Raw genomic sequence first — 22,277 nt, forward strand, 5'->3', positions numbered from 1 at the left:
CAACGATATAGGCTTTTTTTATTATAAAATATCTACAATTAGGTTTTTAACTCGATATGTTCTTCTACTTTTGCAAAATGAATTTCTAACGAGAATTTCGAGTTTTTTCTTTTCTAAAATACAAGCCTAATGCAAAATATTTCCGAAGCAGCTTCATATACGCTACAGTTCATTAACCAGACACAACGCTCTATTTTTCTTACAGGAAAAGCAGGAACTGGTAAGACTACATTGTTGCGTGAAATTATCGAAACAACACACAAAAACACTGTGGTAGTGGCACCTACGGGAATTGCCGCGCTTAATGCTGGTGGTGTTACGATACATTCGATGTTTCAGTTGCCATTTGCAGGTTTTATACCAGATAATTCTTCGCCACAATTCTCAGAAACTACTAAGTTTGAAACGAAGGCAACGTTGCGCAGGCATTTTAAAATGAATAATGTTAAGCGTTCTGTTATCAGGAATATGGAGCTTTTAGTTATTGACGAAGTTAGTATGTTGCGTGCCGATTTGCTTGATGCCATGGATTTTATGATGCAAACTGTTCGTAAAAGTAGCCAACCATTTGGTGGTGTTCAGGTATTATTTATTGGCGATTTATTGCAATTGCCTCCAGTAATTCGTGATGAAGAATGGCGAACTTTGAGGTCTTATTATCGAGGGAAATTCTTTTTTCATTCACATGTAATTCAGCAAAATCCGCCTTTGTATATTGAGTTGTCTAAAATTTTCCGTCAAACCGATGATTCGTTTATTTCGGTATTGAACAACCTGAGAAACAACCAAATAACACCACAAGATATTCAGAGTTTAAATCAGTATGTTCAACCTGATTTTGATTTAAAAAACAACCCAGGATATATAACTCTTACTACGCATAATGCTAAGGCAGATGCAATTAATAATCAGGCAATCAATGATTTGAAAGGAAAAATGAATAATTATTTTCCTGATATCGTTGGTGATTTCCCTGAAAAAATTTACCCACTTGATCCAAATCTTCAGCTTAAGGTTGGTGCACAGATTATGTTTGTAAAGAATGATTTGTCTTTTGATAAAAATTATTTTAACGGAAAAATGGGGGTGATTAAATCCCTTTCGAGCCAGGAAATCATGGTTCATTTTCCTGAAGAGAATAAAACTATCGAAGTCGAAAAATACGAGTGGCAAAATATTCGATACAAAGTCGACGAAATGACTCAGGAAATAGAGGAGGAGGTTTTGGGAACTTTTGTGCAATATCCTATCAAGCTTGCTTGGGCTATTACGGTTCATAAAAGCCAAGGATTAACTTTTGATAAAGCAGCGCTCGATGTATCGCAAGTTTTTCTTCCCGGACAGGCATATGTAGCATTATCGCGTTTGCGTTCCTTAAACGGGCTTATTTTGCTTTCTCCGCTGCGTATGAATGGTATTTCTAACGATCAGGATGTGATGGATTATGCTTTGAACAAAGCTTCAGAAGAATTATTAAAGAATTCATTGCACTTTGAGACCAAGAATTTTATTCATAAGTATCTGGCTAACAGTTTTGATTGGGCTAATCTAGCACAAGAATGGCGCAATCACCAATACAGCTACAACGAAAAGTCTGAAAGTTCCGAAAAAGGGAAGCATGCTTTATGGGCAAAAAAGCAAACTTTGATTATAGAATCGCTTGTAGATCCAGCCATAAAATTCATTGTTCAGCTTAATAAAATTTTTAATAGCGAAACGGTCGATTTGATACATGTTTGCGAACGAATAGAAGCCGCTTATGGCTATTTCATGAAACCTATGGACGAATTGGTTTATGAACTTTTATACAAAATGGAAGAAATTCAGCGTCTTAAAAAAGTGAAGGCTTTTTATGATGAATTAGTTTTGCTGGAAGAGTTGCAAACCAAAGCTGTTTTACGCCTAATGAAAGCCCGTTTATTGATAGAAACGGTTGTTGCTGGAGATACGATCTCTAAAGAGAAATTAACGTCGCCAGAGATCAAAAGTTACAAGTCTAAGAAAACGACCATTATTCGGGATAATTTTAAAAGTAAAAATGGAGATTTATTGGATGATGATGAACCTGTGGAACGTTATTCGTCTAAAAAACCGAAAGAAAAAACGGTTAAAAAATCTACTGTTGAAGAAACGTATGAGTTGTGGCAGGAAAAAATGTCTATAAAAGATATTGCCAATATTCGTAAACTAACAACACAAACCATTGAATCTCATTTAGTAAAACTAATTCAAACAAAAGTTATTTCGGTTAACGATGTGTTGCCTGCTGATAAAATTGCCGAATTAAAAGTTGCTTTCCAGTTCTATCAGGAAGAATCTCTTAACGGATTGAAAGAGAAGCATGGAGAAAAATTTACTTGGGATGAACTACGTATGTACAAAGCAAGTTTGAATTAACTTTTAATTTTTCTTAAAAACATAAAAACCCTATTCGGCTGAATAGGGTTTTCTTTTTTTAGATTATTTCGGACTATTTAGAATCTAAAATCTTCGTGAGATTTTGTTGCTGTTCTGTAAGTTTAGATTGTAGTTTTAAAATCTCAAGTTCTTGTTCTTTAGACTTTATCATCTTTTGCTGAAGCTTGTTTTCAGGTAGTTTGTTAGCGTTTATTTCATTCTGAATTTTCAGATTTTTATCTTCTACTTTCTTAATTTCTTTTTTAGTTTTTTCTATTTTATTTTGAGCGTCTTCTATCTTTTTCTGACGCTTTTCGGCCTTGTTTTGTTCTTGCTTTAACTGGTCTTGTCTTTTTTGTAAATCTTTCTGATTTTCTAAAGTTTTCTTTGCATCTTCCTTCTCTTTTTTCAAGAGCATTTCTTGGGTTAAACTGGTTGCAATGGTTTGTTGTGCGTAAAAAGTTTGTGTTGTAATTAATAGGCAAAAAAGCATGCCTAGCCTTTGTACAATGTTCATGGTATTAAATTTTAATGTTTATAAAACTTCCCCAAACACCATTCCAAAATATAGTAAAAACCTTATGTTGTTATTTTTATGTCTTATCAGGTTTCAAAAAAAAAACACCATTTCTTGACAAAAGAGAATGGTGTTTTTAGTATATGTTATTTGTTCTTAAATCTTTAAGAATTGGTTTCTTTTAGATTTATAACGTTTCTATCAAAATCCAAGCATCAGGATTTATAGTATTTTGAATTTCTTTTTGAGCTTTTTCTGCTTCACGCATTGTAGCATAACTACCGTATAGTACAGGGAAAAGTCCGTGTCTGTTTGCAGGAATTATTTTAGCATCATAACCAGCTTTTTTTAATTGATTATATGCTTTTTGAGCATTTTTTTCACTTCTAAAAGCACCAGCCATAATGTGATAAGGCATTGGTAATTTATCTTCTTTTACAGAAAGAGTTACCGCTGGCATAGGGTTTTTGATAAAGAATGTAGCTTCCTGAATTTTGTTCTGAACTTGTTTTTGTACAGCAGTTTCTACAAGAACAGTTTCGTTAGCAATTTGGTTTTGATACATTGGATATCCAATACTACCCGTTACACCTAAAGCCAGGATAAAAATTGCTGCATATTTTAAATAAGAATTTCTATATCCTGATAATTCAATTACTTCATTTTCATCTGTATCTTCTACTAAAGCTTCGATTTGTTTTTCGAAAGCTTCTCTTTTAACCATAGGAGAAATGAATGGACTTAGACCAAAAGAAGTAGCTAAATAATTGTTCTGATCATTTGGAGTAAATACAAGATTTTTATCTGCATTAAGTCTAATTTCCCCAACGTTTTTTATAGAAAGAAAACCGTTATCTTCTAATTCTTTTTTCCAGCTCAAAACTTCATAATGAAGTGAACTCACAGCAAATTTATATGATGTTTTTTCTGTTTGAGCAATATGATTTGCTAACAAGCCATCATTGTTTTTGATGTGTGAATTGAAAGAAATTAATTTTTTCGGTGGAAAAAAAGAATTTGTGCCTTCATTAAGTTGAGCCGATTGAATTTCGGTTAAAAAAGCTCCAAACCCAGGAACCGTTACACACTGATAACGATACAATAACTGCGCGATGTAAGTTTCGATTTTCATAGTAACAAAGTTAGACAACGTAAATAGTTATCAAAATTTTATTCACAATTTTTATTAACAATTCAAAACTTTATGTAAACATTTGAAAGTTATGTGTTTATGAAAACTTAATTTTTTTCTGTTTTTAATTATTTTTTTAAGTTTAATTATTTTGGCAAGAATTTACGTAAAATTATCATCTTTGTAAATAACAAATAGCGGTTTTGTTTTATTTGTATAACCAAATTATATAGGCAAATGTCTGATCAGGATTTATTTTATTTATTAGCCTTACAAAGTGTTGATGGAGTGGGAGATATAATGGCAAAGAAGCTATTGTTACATTGCGGTACTGCAGAAGTAATTTTTAAAACTAAGTCATCACAACTTGCTACTATTGATGGAGTTGGATCTGTTTTATTGAAGAATATTAAAGAAAAGTCGATTTTTGAAAAAGCTCAAAAAGAACTTGATTTTATTCGTGTAAACGAGATTAATATAAGTTTTTTTCAGGACAATACCTATCCTGATCGTTTGAAACATTGTATCGATTCTCCTGTTTTGCTATTTAGCTCCGGAAACATTGATTTGAAGGATAAAAAAATCATAAGTATCGTAGGAACGCGACAAATCACGTCGTATGGAATGGAATTTTGTAAAAAATTAATCGAAGATTTGGCTCCTTTGGATCCCGTTATTGTTAGTGGTTTTGCTTATGGTGTTGATATTATTGCACACCAACTGGCAATGGATAATAATCTTCAGACTATAGGGGTTGTTGCTCACGGATTAAACCAAATATACCCTAAAACCCATAAAAGGTACGTTGCCAAAGTTGAACAAAACGGCGGTTTTATGACCGAATTTTGGAGTTCTTCTAATCCTGATAAAGAAAATTTTGTACGTCGAAACCGTATTGTTGCTGGAATGAGCGAAGCCACAATCGTTATTGAATCTGCAGATAAAGGTGGTTCACTTATTACGGCTAATATGGCAAATGAATACAATCGGGATGTTTTTGCTGTACCAGGGCGAACTACAGATAAATTTAGTCAAGGCTGTAATAACTTAATTAAGACACAAAAAGCAAACGTACTGACCAACGCTGCCGATTTGGTTTATATTTTAAACTGGGACGTCGAAAACAAGTCTAAATCGGTACAGAAGCAACTATTTGTCGAATTAGAACCAGATGAACAGAAAATTTATGATTATTTGCTAAAAACAGGAAAGGATTTAATGGATACTATCGCTTTAAAATGCAATTTTCCGATTTATAAAATCTCAGGATTGTTACTGAATATGGAACTTAAGGGAGTTATTCGGCCTTTGCCCGGTAAGTTATTTGAGGCGATTTGATTTTTATCTTTTGATTAAAGCTCTATGTAGATTTTCTCGAAATCATAGGATTGAGAATTTAAGCGATAAGTTCGTAAAGGTTCTTCACAAAATTGTCTTTTCGACGAAGGAGAAATCTCCGTGCGAAACTCGACAAAGATTTTTGATTGAGTTTACAGAGATCCTTGTGAAGATTTACTATGTCTGTTCGCTATCGCTCGAGTCTCCTTCGTCGAAAAGATTAGATTATGGAATTTTATTGCTCTTAGACTGATTGGTTACTGCTTTTCTTGTAGTTACTAAATCGATTTAGAAATAATATGAGATAAAAAAACCTGCAAAATCTTGAGAAAGACTTTGCAGGCGCATTAATATTTAATTTTAAGTTATTTTTCTAGTTAAACCCTAGTTTTACTCGTACTCTTTCTAGAACTTCATTAGCAATAACTGCTGCTTTTTCAGCTCCTTTTTTAAGTAAAGCATCTACTTCGTCTAGGTTGTTTATGTAGTAATGGTATTTTTCTCTTTCGGTTTTGAATTTCTCCGTAATCAATTCAAACAAAGCTTGTTTGGCATGACCATAACCATAATTTCCGCCTAAATAATTGGCTCTCATTGTAGCAATTTGCTCTTCAGTTGCCATAAGCGAGTAAATTGCAAATGCATTACAAGTATCTGGGTTTTTAGGTTCTTCAAGTGGTGTACTATCTGTTTCGATACTCATTACTTGCTTGCGTAACGTTTTATCATCTGAGAAAATATCGATAAAATTATTAGCCGATTTACTCATTTTTCCTCCATTTGTTCCAGGAATCAACATGCTGTCTTCTTGGATTTTAGCTTCAGGAATTACAAATGTTTCTCCCATTTGGTGGTTAAAACGAGAAGCTACATCACGAGTAATTTCCAAATGTTGTAATTGATCTTTTCCAACAGGAACAAATTCGGCGTCATAAAGCAAAATATCTGCCGCCATTAACATTGGGTAAGAGAATAAACCTGCGTTTACATCATCAAGACGATCCGCTTTATCTTTGAAAGAATGTGCTAATGTTAATCTTTGAAAAGGAAAAAAGCAGCTTAAATACCAACTTAACTCTGTTGTTTGTGTAACATCAGATTGTCTGTAAAAAGTAACACGGTCAATATCCAAACCAAAAGCAAGCCAGGCAGCAGCAACGCTATAGGTATTCTCTCTTAGAGTTTTACCGTCTTTTATTTGTGTAATCGAATGCAAATCGGCGATAAACAAAAATGAATTGTTTTCTGGTTTGTTAGATAATTCGATTGCAGGAATAATTGCTCCCAATAAGTTGCCTAAATGCGGCGTTCCAGTACTTTGTACGCCTGTAAGTATTTTTGCCATGCTAAATTTTTTCTTAACCGCAAAGTTCGCAAAGTTTTACGCAAAGTCCGCAAAGTTTTTCTCAAAGTTTTTATTTATCGGAAAGAATGTTAAGTTTTTGCTTTAGAATTCCGTTTATGAACAAACGTAGATCAACACAAATTTTAAAAATCCATTTAATCTTTATAATCTGTGGCTAAAAACTTTGCGACAGGAACGCGGATAAAACGGATTCGCTAAGGCGAAAACACGGATTAAAAACGGATTTCCAATCTATATTTTTAAAAAATCCGTTTTTATCCGCGTCTTTACTTTTGTAAATCCGTTTTATCTGTGTTCTTTTCGCAACTATTTTTAAGCAAAAATTTGTAAAATCCTTTGCGGACTGTGCGTAAAACTTTGCGCTCTTTGCGGTTAATTTCTTGGCATGTAAATTCTTTTTTGCAAAATTCATTTCTCTTTTATTACTTTTGAATCTATGAAAGGATTTAAAATTGTTTTTTGGGTTATTTGGCGTGTTTGGTTTTATGTTTTAATGGCCATCCCGATATTGGTAATGTTTCCGTTTTTAGTACTATCGATTCTTACCGAAAGTGGCTATCCCTATTTCTTTAAAATGGCAAGAATTTGGGCAAAATTTATCCTTTTCGGAATGGGTTTTTACTACAAAGTAGAGAAGGAGCAAGCTTTAGATCCTAATAAAAGCTACATGATTGTGGCTAATCATACTTCGATGACTGACATTATGCTAACGTTGGCTATTATTAAAAACCCGTTCGTTTTTGTTGGAAAAAAAGAACTTTCGAAGATTCCATTGTTCGGATTTTTCTACAAAAGAACTTGTATTCTAGTTGATAGAAAATCGTCTAAAAGTAAAATGGATGTTTTTAACCGAGCTCAAAAGCGTTTGAGTCAAGGTTTGAGCATTTGTATTTTTCCTGAGGGTGGAGTTCCAGATGATGAATCGATTGTTTTGGACGAGTTTAAAGATGGCGCTTTTCGTTTAGCAGTTGAGCACCATATTCCGATTGTTCCGATTACTTATGCGGATAATAAAAAGCGATTTTCATATACATTTTTTAGCGGAAGCCCTGGAAAAATGAGAGTAAAAATACACTCGTTTATAGAAACAGCAAATCTGAATCCCGAAGACAGAAAAGACCTTCGTGATCAGGTAAGACAGCTGATTTATAAGCAATTGTTAGTGTTTCGCAAAGACAAAATCTTTCAAGAAGATATTGTTTTGCAAAAACAAGAGTCAAGCGTTAATTCTTAAAAAGTAAATTTTGCCTTATCGATGAATGATTTTTTTCGAAATAAAATTCATTACAATTCTTAATTTTCTTTTTGTTATCCAGTGATTTTGGAATAACGTTTCCAGTTTCTTCTTCATCTTTTATGTTTTAAAAATTCATAACAATGAGCCTTTTAAGGCTTAAAAACTACTATTCTTTGTATAGATGTGATTTATAGAAAAAGGTTGCGTAAAAAGCACAAAAAAACCCGAATTATATTCGGGTTTTATATTTTAGGCGCTTGCCAATTCTTTGATATGTGCTTTAATCTTAACTTCTAGCTCTTCTGCCAATTCAGGATTGTCTTTAATTAGCGATTTTACTGCATCACGACCTTGCCCTAATTTTGTTTCACCGTAGCTAAACCATGAACCTGCTTTTTTAACGATTTCAAATTCAACAGCTAAATCTAAAATTTCTCCTGTTTTAGAAACTCCTTCTCCGTACATAATGTCGAATTCGGCAGTTTTAAATGGTGGAGCCACTTTGTTTTTAACGATTTTTACTTTGGTTCTGTTACCAATTACGTTATCACCGTCTTTAATTTGAGATGAACGACGAATATCGATACGTACCGAAGCGTAGAATTTTAATGCATTACCACCCGTTGTAGTTTCTGGATTTCCGAACATTACACCAATTTTCTCTCTTAACTGGTTAATGAAGAATACAGTACAATTTGTTTTGCTAATTGTTCCTGTAAGTTTACGAAGTGCCTGAGACATCAAACGTGCATGAAGACCCATTTTAGAATCTCCCATTTCTCCTTCAATCTCACTTTTTGGTGTTAAAGCAGCAACAGAGTCAATTACCACAATATCAATTGCTCCAGAACGAATTAAGTTCTCTGCAATCTCTAATGCTTGTTCTCCATTATCTGGTTGAGAAATAATTAAGTTCTCGATATCGATTCCTAATTTTTCAGCATAGTTTCTATCAAAAGCATGCTCAGCATCAATAAATGCAGCAATTCCACCCGCTTTTTGAGCTTCGGCAATAGCATGTAATGTTAGTGTTGTTTTACCAGAAGATTCTGGTCCGTATATTTCGATAATTCTTCCTTTTGGGTAACCGTTTACTCCTAAGGCTAAATCTACTCCTAATGATCCTGATGAAATTGTTTCTACTTCAACAATGGCTTTATCGCCCATTTTCATCACGGTTCCTTTTCCGTAAGTCTTATCAAGTTTATCAAGCGTAAGTTGTAGCGCTTTTAATTTGGCTTCTTTCTCTGAACTCATCTTTTCTTTTTCTTTCATCTAAATTGTTATAACTCTTTTATATAAAATCAATAAAGGATTAACTTCTTGATTTGATTTGTATTGGCATGTAATCGACGTAAAAATACTTCTTTTTTTTGAAGTTGCAACGGGATTTATTTTCTCTTTAAGAGATTGTTTTTTTATAAAAATAACGCTCTAAGTTCTGTTGCTTCTTCTGGTTTTATTTTTCCAGCCAATAATAAACTTAGTTGTTTACGACGTAATGCAGCTTCGTAACGTTGTTTTTCAAGGTCAGTTTCAGGATCAATTGGTGGTACTTCTACCGGTCTTCCTGTGTCATCTACTGCTACAAATGTGTAAATGGCTTCGTTAGCTTTTGTACGAAATCCCGATTCGCGATCTTCAACCCAAACGTCGATAAATATCTCCATAGAACTTTTAAAAGATCTGGACACTTTTGCTTCAATTGTTACAACAGCACCCAGGGGAATTGCTCTGTTAAAAGCCACGTGATTTACAGAAGCTGTAACTACAATTCGGCGTGAATGTCTTCGGGCAGCAATACTTGCAGCACGATCCATTCTGGCCAATAATTCGCCACCAAATAGATTGTTTAAGGGATTTGTTTCGCTTGGTAAAACTAAATCGGTTAATATTGTTAAAGATTCTGAAGGATGTTTAGGTTTCATTTAATTGTTATGTTGTTGATTTTTAATATTTTAATAATTAAAACATTAAAATGTATTATTTGGCTCAAATGTAATCAATAATTAGATTTCTTAGAATGTTAGTCTTCTTAGATTTTTGATAAATTATTTAAAGCTTTAATCTATTCGTTCTCCTTTGATGTTCAAATAAAATGTTTCGCCGTTAAGTTCTACTTCTGTTCTTTCTCCGCAATAGCATGTCATAGAATCGTATTTAAAAGGAATTATAGTTTGTCCTTTTTTATTGATTAATCCCCATTTATTATTAATACTTGCAGAAGTATATTCGCCATCAAAAGCAAAGATTGAATCATATTTTAAAGGAATAATTTCTTTACCTGTTACATCGATGTATCCTACTTTTTCTTTAAGAATAACTTGTGCAATATTCCCTTCCAGAGCGAATATTTTATCATATTTAGGAGGAACTACTTCTTTACCTTTTGCATTCATTAATCCCCATTTGTTGTTTGTAACTATAATTGCAAAACCATTCGTAAAATCAAAGGCATCATCGTATTTTAGAGATACAACTTCTTTTCCTGTTTGGTCAACAAATCCAGTTTTGTTGTTTAATGTAACTAATGAAAAACCACCTTCAGACCCATACACTTTATCATATTTGATAGGAGTTATTTCTTTTCCGTTAGTATCGATTAAACCTTGTTTTTCGTTAATGACAACAATTGCTAAACCATTATGATAGGCAAAAATCTGATCGTATTTTGGTGCTACAATTTGTTTTCCAGCTTCATTTACGGTACCATATTTAGAACCTTGTTTTACAGCAAAAAAGCCTTCTTCGGGAGCTAAAACTTCGTCGTATGTTGGAACTAGGATTTCTTTGGCGTTTAAATCGATAAATCCATATTTATTATTAAGAACTGTAATGAAATAACCTGAGTCTGGAGCAAATATTCTGTCATATTTAGGCGCTAAAATTTCTTTTCCTGTATTGTTTACAATACCCGATTTATTGTTTTTAACTACAATAAAAAGTCCTTCTTTTGGAGCAAATATATCATCATATTTAGGCGCTAGTATTTCTTTTCCTGTTCCATCAATAAAGCCCTGTTTTTTATTTTTCACGACGATAAAGAAACCTTCTTCTGGCGCAAACATCTTATCATATTTTGGAGCCAGGATATAGTTTCCTTCTTCATCTATTAATCCCCATTTATCTGTTACAGGATCTGCATAAGCTTCTTGTGCAATAGTTTTTCCTTGAGTTATTAATGCTAATAATAACAAGAATATGGTTTTGTTTAATTTTAGATGTTTCATAAAATGAGATTTCAATTTTTAGAAGTACGTTCTCCTTTTGAGTTAATATAAAATGTTTTTCCGTTTAGTTTTACTTCTGCGATACCCTTATTAAACGGCGTTACTCCGTCATATTTTAATGGGATAACTTCTTTGCCAGTTTGGTCGATAAATCCCCATTTTTTGTTAAGAAGTACTAACGTAAGACCGTCACTTAACCAACCAATATTATCATATTTTATGGGAGTTATTTCTTTTCCGGTTTTATCGATTAGTCCATATTTGTTGTCAATGATCACATTGGCTTGACCTTTATTAAAAAAGCCTGTATCATCGTATTTTAGAGATGTTATTTCTTTGCCATTTTGGTCGATGAATCCCCATTTGTTATCAAGCGAAACTGATGAAAATCCTTCTTCAAAAGGGGTTACCATGGTGTATTTTAGGGGTGTTATTTCGTTTCCTTTTTCGTCTATAAATCCCCATTTATAATCTAGTACTATTGGTGCGAAACCTTCATCAAATGAGTAAATAGCATCATATTTTGGTAAACAAATAAGAATTCCTTTTTCGTTTTTTAGTCCGTACTTATCTTGTATAGAATCTATAAATACTTCTTGCCCAAATGATTTTCCTTGAAATGAGAATATCAAAAAAAGATAAAAAATGTGTTTGCTCAATTTTAAATGATTCATAAATTTTAAATTTCAGGTATTTGTTTCTCGACTATAAATTCTGATAATCATCTAGTTAGAAACACATAATTGTTCACCAGATGTTATATCAAGTAACATTTGGCTTAAAAAAATGGTTAAAACAGGGAGGTTTGTTTTATAAATCTATTGAACTATTTTTCTTAGTTTAACCAATAAACGCCAATAACAGCAGGAATGAAATAAATTGCAATTGTTCTTGCACCATCATAATCCTTTGCCAATCGTTGTCCAAAAAGTAACATTATTAGTGTAATACAAGAAAAAATTGCGCCATAGAATCCAAATTCTCTTCCGCTGTTTAAGAATAATTGTATTGAACCAACGATACATAAAATTCCTGAAATTAATTCTAAAACCAGAATATTAAATAAGGCAAGTGGTACTTGGTTCTTAAGTTGTGTTTGGGAAAAATGTCCCTTTAGCCAACTTACATTATCTTTCCAATAGAATATTTTGTCGTAAGCAGATTGAATAAATGTAACAGCTAAAAATACTAAAATTAGTATGGAGGCAATATTGTTCATCTTTTTATTTTTTATGAATTAAACGTGTTAGTTTTATGGATAAATCGGTTAAAATAATTTTTGCATTTCCGTTACGCTCAATATGATACATCGCATCAGAAAGTTCTTTGAATATATCGTTTATGTTGTTTCCATTTACAAATGGAGCAAAATTCTCTAGTTTAAACTTCTCTACTTTTGGTTCCATATATACCAAACTCGGTGCTTGATAATTAAGCAAAAGTGCCTGACGAAACATCTCTATACAAAATTCCAGAAATTTCTTCTGGCTTTCTCTTCCCAATCCTGCAATTTGCTCGCTCCAAACTATTAAATCCTGAATAGCTGCTGCATTTCCTTTGGCTTTAAATGCGGCACGAACCCAAGTAACAAACCATTGTTCAAATGGATATTCATCATCATCATTTCTTAATAAATGTAAGGCTTTGTTGAAATTTCCTTGTGCTTGATGCGCTATTTTTAATGCGGCATTGGTTTCTATATTTTGTTTAGCAACTAATGCATCGGCAATTATTTTTTCGCTTAATCCATTAAAATGAAGTACTTGACAACGTGATCGTATAGTCTGAATAATTGATTCTTCGTTTTCTGATATTAAAATAAACATCGTTTTATCAGATGGTTCTTCTAATAATTTCAAAAGTTTGTTGGATGCAGCAATATTCATTTTATCTGCCATCCATATAATCATGATTTTATAACCGCCTTCATAAGATTTTAATGAAAGTGATTTTAAAACTTCCTGAGCATCTTCTACCCGAATTTCTCCTTGTTTGTTTTGTACGCCAAGAATTTTATACCAATCAAATAATCCACCATATGGAGTTTCCTGAATGAAATTACGCCAATCCTGAATAAAATCTAAACTCTTAGGTTTAGTTTTTACATCTTCGGTTGTTACGGTTGGATATATAAAATGTAAGTCGGGATGGGATATAGACTGAAACTTTAAGTTGCAGGAAGCATTCCCATTTTCATTATCTGATCCAGAATTCCCACACAATATATATTGTGCGTATGCGATAGCCGCGGGTAAAGTTCCGGAGCCCTCTGGACCTATAAATAATTGTGCATGAGGGATCCTACCCGAAGAAGCACTTTTTATTAAGTGGTTTTTAATGTAATCTTGTCCTAAAATTTCAGAAAATAGCATGAAGCAAAGATAGTAGAAAATGATTTAGTCAAAAATTTTCAGAAATAAAGTTTGATGTCAATCTTGGCTCGATAGTGTTCTTAAATTTAAAATCTAAAAAGACAGGAATGATCCATTTAATAGTTTTAAACATTGTTTTGGGATTTTTAGTTAATTTCTTTTTAAGGAAAATAAAAAATTAACAAAAAATCCCAGATTGGGTGTTTTATCAAATATATATTAACATTTTCTTGTTAATATCATTTTGACTTAATTTAAAAAGGTAAGGTTTTTTTTAGTAATTAAAATATTAACATGTTGATAATTAGTCTACTAAAATAGCCTTATCTCCTACAAAACTGTTTTTTTTAAACTGTCAAAAAAAATCGACAAAGAAGCGTATTTTGTCGTTTAATAGCCTTTTTTTGTCCTATTTTGGCTCTTTTTGTTTAAAAAAAAGGATAATAAAAATTGCAAGTTAACTTTATTTATATATTTTTGTTTTTATAATTGAATTTTTAAAATCAGAATTTATGAAAGGGAAAATTATTTTTTTAAGCATCTTTTTAATGTTGTCAACTGAGGTGGTATCATCTCAAGCTAAAAATGCTCCCCAAAGCATTATTAGTACAACTGCACTGATTAGGAAATACCATGATCAGAAAGAATTAAAAGGTATGCAAAAAGGTGAATTGTTAGAATTATACATCGAGCGTATCAAAGTATTGGTAAAAACTTTACCTTATATTGCTTTGGCTACTAAACCAGGAGTTACGATGGCTGATCTAGGTATCCCGATGGATAGTGAAAACAAGAAAATCCAAGATGCTCAAGTAGCGTCGACTAATTCATTCCTAGATGTAACAGTAGAATTTCAGAGAAAAATGATGCCTTACTCTGATAAAGATAATTTAGTTGCAGCAATTTTGTTTTATGAAAATACACTTAAAACGTTGCACCTTTTCAATGAAAATAACGAATAATTTGAATCTATTTATGTCTTAAATCTCATTAATTAGAACGTATAATGAGATACAGGATATTTATACAACTCGTTTTCGGCGTTTTCTTTGATTTATCAGGAAAACTCCGAAATGAGTTTTTTTAATTTCATTAACTCAAATATCACTTTAGTGTTAATATTAAAACCTACTACCATGAAAAAATCATTACAAATTATTTGGATTGCCCTTTTTGCTGTGTGCAGCGTAAATGCACAACAAGAGAAAGGTATAATGGGTTATAGCAACTGGTTAAACAACTGGACAGAATTTAAACCCAACAAAGTTGATTATGGTGAAGCCAATCAGATTTTGGCTGGAAAAATATCAGTAAATACAAAATTATTAAAGAAGAATATTTACGTTCTTCAAGGTAATGTTTATGTAACAAACAATGCCGTACTTACAATAGAGCCAGGAACATTAATCATTGGTGATTATGATTCTAAAGGAACTCTTGTTATTACTAAAGGTTCTTCGATTATAGCTGATGGTTTAGAAACGGACCCAATCGTTTTTACTTCAAACAAAGCTGTTAAGAAAGCTGGTGACTGGGGTGGAATTGTAATTTTAGGTGATGCTCCGATAAATAAATTTGGAAACATCTCATCTGTAAATTATGATCTTGATCCTTCATTAACTACTTATGGTGGAGATAACACTGCTGCAAATTCTGGTATTTTAAGATATGTTAGAATCGAATTTGCTGGTAAAAAAGTAAAAGGTTCTGGAAATTTCAACTCACTAACTTTGGCTGGTGTTGGAAGCAAAACAATTTTAGAAAACGTTATGGCTAGCTTCTCAGGAGGTGACTCATTTGATATGATTGGTGGAGATTTAAACATTAACAAATTTGTTTCTTATAAGTCTATCAACAACGATTTTAAATTTACTCAAGGAACTCAATGTAAAATATATAACTCTCTTGCAGTTAGATCTTCTTATTTAACTAGTAATAAAGAAGGTTCTCGTTGTATGGAAGTTGCTTCTTACGATAAGAAAGAAGAGACTGATTTTACTAAGAAACAAACGTTGGTTACTGCAGCAAACATTACCATGCTAAATGATAGCGATAACATTAGTGCAGATATTCAATCTGGATTAGTAAAAGAAGCTATTTATGTAGGTAGTAATGCAGCTATCGAGCTTAAAAGAAGTGTTATCTCTGGATTTAACCCAGCGGTTGTATTAGATAGTAAAATTGAGATCAATGATGCTAATTTGAAAAAAATTAAAATTGAAGAAATGTATTTCAATTTATGTAAAGGAAATATTTTCTCAGAATTTAATTCTAACAATGAAGACTTAGAGAACTGGTACGGAAACAGTATCTTCTTTAACGTTTATTCTCAAAGTAATAATAACGAAACTTTTATAGATATCTCTAATCCAAAAAGACCGGACTACAGACTTAATATTGGTAAAATTACAGCTTCAAACAAATAGTTTACCTACTTGTTTGTTTGATTCTTAATTTTTTAAATACAATTTAGTCGTAGAGACATTTTATGTCTTTTAATTGGAAACATATATCTAAAAAAGAATGATCGCCCCACATAGTAAAAAAATACCATATCTGTTGTTATTTGGGCTCCTTATAACAACTAATCATACATTCGCTCAAGAGGCAACTACTGGAAAATCTGATTTTCCTGATACCTCGATTTGCGTTAATTCTATAGAAAAAACTGCTAAAGAGAATCTTTGCTCTTCACCAGTTTTAGAATTAAATACTACAACTGAGTTTATAGTAGAGTTGTCCGCCCCCATAGGTAGCTTTGCTATAAACTCAAGCGTAGTAAATAGTTTTAATGACATAGAAACCGACTGTTCGCAACCCAAGTTTACGCTACAAAACAACAATCCTGTTGAAGTATTAGATGTAAATTGTAAGTACGATTTTTCTGAAACATTTATTGATAGCTTATTGTTTTTTGATAAAGATGTAATTAAAGAGCGTATCATATGATGAAAGAATTACCTACTATTCTTCGCAGAAGTTTTCTTTTTTTAATTGTTATCTTTTTTGCCAATACAAATTTATCAGCACAAATAATTATAGGGCAACCTACATTTAGTTTTAGCCCAGTTTGTGCTAGCCCTGGATTCAATGGCTATGATATAAATTTTAACTTTTCGCCTGTTACAGGATTGTTAGCAACCAATCAGTTTATAGTTGAGTTATCCGCCCCAGACGGAAGCTTTACTACAAACTCATCGGTAGTTTACACCTCTGCAGTTGGAGAAATTGTATCATCGCCAGGAAAAATAAGAATAGCATTTCCAACGAATACTGCCGGAGAACATTATAGACTTAGAGTAAAAGCCACGGCGCCAGTAACTACTGGTCAGCCTTCGGTTGAATTTCCTGCGTACTATAAAGTTCATAATGCTCAATACACATTAAACAATTTTATCCCAACAGCGACATATTGTGCTGGTGGGAATTTTGTTTTATCTATTGACAACCCAGGTGGACCATTAAATGATTCTCCTTTAAAACACACAAACTTAACTTACAATTGGTATAAAGACAATGGTCTTGTCTTACCCGAAACTTTAGTTGCGGAGGCAAGTGGCGGTAGTTATACTGTTACACAGCCAGGTATTTATTATGCCAGAACCAATTATGGGGCTTGTATATTAAGCGCAAATTCTTACTCGAATAAAGTTACTGTTACCGAATCTACAACTGATGCAAGTACTACAATTACATCAAGCCTTGGAAATCCATTTTGTCCAAACGGAGGAACCACTACTTTAAGTGTCTCTGGAGGAATAAACTTTGAATGGTTTAAAGAAGGAGTTAAAATCGAGGGAGCAAATAATAAAACTTACGAGACCAATGTTAGCGGATTATATTCTGTTAAGATTGATTTTGGTGGTTGTACTGGTAACGGATCTATCAACTTGCAAAGTGAAGGTTCTTTTACAGGAAGTATTAATGTACCCAATAGCAACGTGATTAATGTAGAAACAGGAGAAACATTAGATGTTACTGTTACTAGCGATGCTGTAGATCCTTCTTACAAATGGTTTTTAAATGGTGTAGTCATCCCAGATGCTATTACCAATAATTATTCGGTTAAAGAATTGGGTAATTATAAAGTAACTGTTACACAAACTACAGGTTGTACAGGAACCAAAGAATTTGGTTTTCAGGTATCGGATTCAAATCTTAAAAATATTCCAAATATAGTAAGCCTAAGTAGCACATTTAATACTTGGGACATTCCTGCTGATTATAAAAATGCAGATACAAATGTTATGATAGTTAGTTCACAAGGAGAGGTGATGTTTAATGGTGTGGATTACGATCCTTCAAAATGGGAAATAAAAAGTTTTAAAAATATAAATCCGGTTTATTATTACATAATCACAAAAGGTAGTGATGAAAAAAAAGGATCTATAACTGTAATTAAATAATATGAAGAAAATATTACTATTCGTTACTTTTCTTTACGGCTCAACACATGTACTCTATTCTCAAGACAATGTCAAAGGGGATGGAGTTGTTTCGTTTTCAATACCAATCAGAAATTCATTAAAATTTAATAGATATATTATTAACCCAGCGTTCAGTTTTGTTCGCGAACAAAATTCCTATGCGAGTTTTTATAACAAGCGTCAGTGGGTACAATTTGATAATGCACCACAAACTTATTTATTTAGTTATTCAGGAAGATTTAGAGAAAATGAAGGTATAGGTATTGGTTTATTCCAACAAAATTATGGTCTTATGACTACTTTTGGAATCATAGGAAACTTTGCTCACAACGTAGTATTACAAGAAGACAGTAATCTTACTTTTGGTGCAAATGTTGGTTTTTACAAAAGCGGATTAGATCAGGGTAAAATCATCTCAAACGATATGAATCTTAATATCGATGACATTCCTTCAAATTCACTAATTACGATTAACCCAGGTGTTAACTACGGTAACGCATTTTTAGACGTTGGTTTATCTGTAAATAATTTATTGCTATATAATTTTGCCACTTCCGAGATGGTAAAAGACGATCCAGAGCAAGCTGTGGAAGTTCACCTTATGTACACAGGTTATATTGATGCCTATGGTTTTTTTGACAGAAGTAAATTCTCAGGTCTTTTAAAATCTGAATTCAAGAAAGACAAAACTGTCATTTCTGGATTGGCAATGATTGCTATTCCTAAAGGATTTTGGGCACAAGCAGGTTACAACACTTTATACGGAATGTCAGCAGGTTTTGGTGTAAATATCACACCAAAAATTGCTATTGAATATAACTACGAAAAAGGGACTGGTAATTTCTCCAATTTTGGAGCTTCTCATGAATTTGTTATTGCTTATAAATTTAAAAGTAAAAACTACTATTATGGAGATGACGAAGAAGAAGGAGCACTTATTGAACCTACTGTGGTCAAAAAAGTGGCACCAGCCAAAACAACTACAACTCCTGTCGTAAAAACAGATGGAGCTACAAAAGCTAAACTTGCCGCTGATGCAAAAGCAAAAGCTGATGCAGCTGCAATACAGGCAAGATTAGAAGCACAAGCAAAAATTAAAGCTGATGCTGAAGCAAAAATTAAATTGGCAGCTGATAATAAAGCTAAAGCCGATGCTGAAGCTCAGGCTAGGATAGAAGCTGCAAAACTAGAAGCGGCTAAATCTAAAGCTGATGCAGAAGCACTTAAAACGAAAGCTCTTTCATCTGATGGAAAAACTAAAGTTGACGCAGATGCTAAAGCAAAACTTGCTGCAGATAATAAAGCAAAAGCTGATGCCGCTGCATTACAAGCAAAACTTGCTGCAGATAATAAAGCAAAAGCCGATGCTGCTGCACTACAAGCAAAACTAGCAGCCGATAATAAAGCTAAAGCTGATGCTGCCGCTCTACAAGCAAAACTTGCTGCAGATAACAAAGCCAAAGCCGATGCTGCTGCATTACAAGCAAAACTAGCTGCAGATAATAAAGCTAAAGCTGATGCTGCTGCATTACAAGCAAAACTAGCCGCAGATAATAAAGCCAAAGCTGATGCTGCTGCATTACAAGCAAAACTCGCTGCAGATAATAAAGCCAAAGCCGATGCTGCTGCATTACAAGCAAAACTTGCTGCGGATGCAAAAGCTAAAGCAGATGCCGATGCACTACAAGCAAAATTAGCTGCAGATGCAAAAGTAAAAGCTGATGCCGATGCATTACAAGCAAAACTAGCAGCAGATAATAAAGCCAAAGCCGATGCAGCTGCACTACAAGCGAAACTTGCTGCAGATGCAAAAGCTAAAGCAGACGCTGATGTATTACAAGCAAAATTAGAAGCAGATAATAAAGCCAAAGCAGACGCTGATGCATTACAAGCAAAATTAGAAGCAGATAATAAAGCTAAAGCCGATGCTGCTGCATTACAAGCAAAACTTGCTGCAGATGCAAAAGCTAAAGCAGATGCCGATGCACTTCAAGCAAAACTAGCAGCAGATAATAAAGCCAAAGCCGATGCTGCTGCACTACAAGCAAAACTTGCTGCAGATGCAAAAGCTAAAGCAGACGCTGATGCACTACAAGCAAAACTAGAAGCAGATAATAAAGCCAAAGCCGATGCTGCTGCACTACAAGCAAAACTTGCTGCAGATGCAAAAGCCAAAGCAGACGCCGATGCACTACAAGCAAAATTAGAAGCAGATAATAAAGCAAAAGCAGATGCTGCTGCATTACAAGCAAAACTAGCTGCAGATGCTAAAGTTAAAGCAGATGCCGATGCACTACAAGCAAAACTAGCTGCAGATAATAAAGCTAAAGCCGATGCTGCTGCATTACAAGCAAAACTTGAAGCAGATGCTAAAGCAAAAGCAGATGCCGATGCACTACAAGCAAAATTAGCTGCAGATAATAAAGCAAAAGCCGATGCTGCTGCATTACAAGCAAAACTTGAAGCAGATGCTAAAGTAAAAGCTGATGCCGATGCACTTCAAGCAAAACTAGCTGCTGATGCAAAAGCTAAAGCCGACGCCGCTGCATTACAAGCAAGACTTGCAGCTGATACTAAAGTAAAAGTTGATGCTACTGCATTACAATCAAAATTAGATGCTGATGCAAAAGCCAAAGCAGATGCCGACGCTAAGCTTGCAGCTGATGCAAAAGCTAAAGCCGATGCTGCTGAAGCACTTAAAATAAAATTAGCAGCCGATGCAAAAGCTAAAGCTGATGCCGATGCAATCCAGGCAAAACTTGATGCTGATGCTAAAATAAAAGCCGATGCTAAGGCGAAAACCGAAGCTGCCGAATTAAAAGCAATTATAGATGCCGATGCCAAAGCTAAAGCGGAGTCTGATGCATTACAAGCAAAAATAGCTGCAGAAGCAAAATTAAAAGCTAAAGCAGATGCAATTGCACTTCAGGCAAAATTAGCTGCTGATGCAAAAGCCAAAGCCGATGCAATAGCATTATTGGCTAAAGAAACGGCTAATGCAAAAGCGAAAGCTGATGCAGACGCAAAAGCCAAACTTGCTGCAGATGCAAAAGCTAAAGCCGATGCTGCAGCATTACAAGTAAAAGAAGCTGCAGATGCTAAACTTAAAGCGAAAGCTGATGCAGATGCTCAATTAGCAGCTGATGCAAAGGCCAAAGCTGACGCAATAGCATTACAAGCAAAATTAGCGGCAGATGCTAAGACGAAAGCTGATGCTGATGCCAAAGCTAAATTAGATGCAGATGCTAAAGCCAAGGCTGATGCTGACGCACTTCAGGCAAGACAAGCTCAGGATGCTGAACTAAAAGCGAGACAAGATGCAGATGCTCTTGCAGCATCAAACGCAGCTGCGAATGCGGCTAAAGATGAGACTGCTAAATCAATTGATAATTTAACTAGTGTGTTTGATAGTTCATATAAAACACAAACAGATTTATTGAACCAATTGACAGCTACAGTTGCTAAAAAACAAAAAGACCTTGATGACCTTAGAGAAGAAAATGATTTAAGTGAAAAAGGAATATATAAAGAACCGAAACCATTTAAGAGCGTAGCGTCTGAAAATAGCGAGTTAGAGGCATTAAAATTACAAATAGCTCAAGTTAACAGCGAACAAAAAAATGCGTTAACCAGATTGACGAATTTGTATAATGAGCGACTTAAAAAAGTGCCGAATAAAAATGATGCACTTAACAAAAGTTACTTAGCCAAAATTGAAGCTTTAAAAGCAGAACAATTAAGAGCAGAAAAATCGAATGCAGATTTGATTGCTAGTTTAGAGAAAATTAAACTAGAAACTGAGATAGAGAAAAGACGTAGAATCAAGCGTGCGGCATTCGAGAATGATCAAGGTCGTTACCAACAAGATGTTGCTACTTTAAAACGTATAAAAGAAACGACAAGACCAAGTAGTAAACCATTAAAGGCAAATGATTTTGATTATGGCGATGAACAATCGAACATGCAAATTATCAAGAATGTTAAAAATGCTGAAAGTGGTTATTATTTGATTATTGCTGTACATAGTAGCTCAGATAAAAGAGATGAATTTTTGACCAAAGCAGTTTCTGCAGGACAATCAGATATTAATTTCTTTTACAATGTAAGTGCTAGTAAATATTACATCTATTACGATAAGTTTGATAATTTACAAGAGGCTAGTAAAGCATTAGAATCAAAAGGTAATAAACCATACAACGGAAAAATGTCTATTGTAAAAGTCGAAAACGAATAAAACGATTATTGTATAAAATTATAAGAA

At 33.5% G+C, this 22,277-nt stretch carries 17 protein-coding genes; 7 read left to right on the top strand and 10 right to left on the bottom strand.

The window, feature by feature from the left end:
* Positions 1-129 precede the first annotated feature (129 nt).
* On the top strand, positions 130-2,397 hold the full coding sequence (locus tag SHI72_RS11785; RefSeq protein WP_323490068.1) for a helix-turn-helix domain-containing protein: 2,268 nt from the start codon (positions 130-132) through the stop codon (positions 2,395-2,397).
* Between the two features lie 73 nt (positions 2,398-2,470).
* Here SHI72_RS11785 and SHI72_RS11790 read toward each other — a convergent pair whose 3' ends face one another.
* Together SHI72_RS11790 and SHI72_RS11795 are read right to left on the bottom strand one after the other, a co-directional pair.
* Positions 2,471-2,914, bottom strand: coding sequence for a hypothetical protein (locus tag SHI72_RS11790; RefSeq protein WP_323490069.1), 444 nt, complete (start codon positions 2,912-2,914; stop codon positions 2,471-2,473).
* A gap of 187 nt (positions 2,915-3,101) precedes the next feature.
* Complete coding sequence (locus SHI72_RS11795; RefSeq protein WP_323490070.1) at positions 3,102-4,046, bottom strand: SPOR domain-containing protein; 945 nt, start codon at positions 4,044-4,046, stop codon at positions 3,102-3,104.
* Positions 4,047-4,283: 237 nt separating this feature from the next.
* Between SHI72_RS11795 and dprA the strand changes: the two genes are divergently transcribed.
* Positions 4,284-5,384, top strand: a complete 1,101-nt coding sequence (gene dprA, locus SHI72_RS11800; protein ID WP_323490071.1) for a DNA-processing protein DprA — start codon at positions 4,284-4,286, stop codon at positions 5,382-5,384.
* A 373-nt stretch (positions 5,385-5,757) separates the two neighbouring features.
* Here the strand turns inward: dprA and trpS are convergent, their stop codons facing one another.
* Complete coding sequence (trpS, locus tag SHI72_RS11805) at positions 5,758-6,729, bottom strand: tryptophan--tRNA ligase (protein WP_323490072.1); 972 nt, start codon at positions 6,727-6,729, stop codon at positions 5,758-5,760.
* 457 nt (positions 6,730-7,186) lie between these two features.
* Here trpS and SHI72_RS11810 point away from each other — a divergent pair, with 457 nt between their 5' ends.
* Positions 7,187-7,984, top strand: a complete 798-nt coding sequence (locus SHI72_RS11810; protein ID WP_039113442.1) for a lysophospholipid acyltransferase family protein — start codon at positions 7,187-7,189, stop codon at positions 7,982-7,984.
* 252 nt (positions 7,985-8,236) lie between these two features.
* On the opposite strand, the gene recA is transcribed toward SHI72_RS11810, so the two are convergent.
* The 6 genes from recA to SHI72_RS11840 form a co-directional block, all read right to left on the bottom strand.
* On the bottom strand, positions 8,237-9,244 hold the full coding sequence (gene recA, locus SHI72_RS11815) for a recombinase RecA (RefSeq protein WP_039113820.1): 1,008 nt from the start codon (positions 9,242-9,244) through the stop codon (positions 8,237-8,239).
* A gap of 161 nt (positions 9,245-9,405) precedes the next feature.
* Entirely contained in the window at positions 9,406-9,915 is a 510-nt protein-coding gene (locus tag SHI72_RS11820; RefSeq protein WP_039118030.1) for an acyl-CoA thioesterase, read from the bottom strand.
* Positions 9,916-10,050: 135 nt separating this feature from the next.
* Entirely contained in the window at positions 10,051-11,217 is a 1,167-nt protein-coding gene (locus tag SHI72_RS11825) for a WG repeat-containing protein (protein ID WP_323490073.1), read from the bottom strand.
* 11 nt (positions 11,218-11,228) lie between these two features.
* Positions 11,229-11,891 carry a WG repeat-containing protein gene (locus SHI72_RS11830; protein ID WP_323490074.1) on the bottom strand — a complete coding sequence of 221 codons (663 nt, stop codon included), beginning with the start codon at positions 11,889-11,891 and terminating at the stop codon, positions 11,229-11,231.
* Between the two features lie 161 nt (positions 11,892-12,052).
* Positions 12,053-12,436, bottom strand: coding sequence for a DoxX family membrane protein (locus tag SHI72_RS11835; protein WP_039113447.1), 384 nt, complete (start codon positions 12,434-12,436; stop codon positions 12,053-12,055).
* Positions 12,437-12,440: 4 nt separating this feature from the next.
* The gene (locus tag SHI72_RS11840) at positions 12,441-13,589 is read right to left on the bottom strand and encodes an ATP-binding protein (protein ID WP_039113448.1); all 1,149 of its coding nucleotides are present in this window, start codon (positions 13,587-13,589) and stop codon (positions 12,441-12,443) included.
* A 512-nt stretch (positions 13,590-14,101) separates the two neighbouring features.
* Between SHI72_RS11840 and SHI72_RS11845 the strand changes: the two genes are divergently transcribed.
* Together SHI72_RS11845 and SHI72_RS11850 are read left to right on the top strand one after the other, a co-directional pair.
* On the top strand, positions 14,102-14,551 hold the full coding sequence (locus SHI72_RS11845) for a hypothetical protein (protein WP_035618624.1): 450 nt from the start codon (positions 14,102-14,104) through the stop codon (positions 14,549-14,551).
* A 174-nt stretch (positions 14,552-14,725) separates the two neighbouring features.
* Positions 14,726-16,015 (top strand): hypothetical protein, encoded by a 1,290-nt coding sequence (locus SHI72_RS11850; RefSeq protein ID WP_039118049.1) that lies wholly within the window; start codon positions 14,726-14,728, stop codon positions 16,013-16,015.
* A gap of 174 nt (positions 16,016-16,189) precedes the next feature.
* On the opposite strand, the gene SHI72_RS11855 is transcribed toward SHI72_RS11850, so the two are convergent.
* Positions 16,190-16,534, bottom strand: a complete 345-nt coding sequence (locus tag SHI72_RS11855; RefSeq protein ID WP_123912118.1) for a hypothetical protein — start codon at positions 16,532-16,534, stop codon at positions 16,190-16,192.
* On the opposite strand from SHI72_RS11855, the gene SHI72_RS11860 reads away from it, so the two are divergent.
* Positions 16,535-17,995, top strand: a complete 1,461-nt coding sequence (locus SHI72_RS11860; RefSeq protein ID WP_323490075.1) for a gliding motility-associated C-terminal domain-containing protein — start codon at positions 16,535-16,537, stop codon at positions 17,993-17,995.
* A gap of 1 nt (position 17,996) precedes the next feature.
* Positions 17,997-22,250 carry a type IX secretion system membrane protein PorP/SprF gene (locus SHI72_RS11865; RefSeq protein ID WP_323490076.1) on the top strand — a complete coding sequence of 1,418 codons (4,254 nt, stop codon included), beginning with the start codon at positions 17,997-17,999 and terminating at the stop codon, positions 22,248-22,250.
* Positions 22,251-22,277 lie beyond the last annotated feature (27 nt).

The organism is Flavobacterium sp. PL02 (assembly GCF_035013205.1).
Taxonomy (GTDB): domain Bacteria; phylum Bacteroidota; class Bacteroidia; order Flavobacteriales; family Flavobacteriaceae; genus Flavobacterium.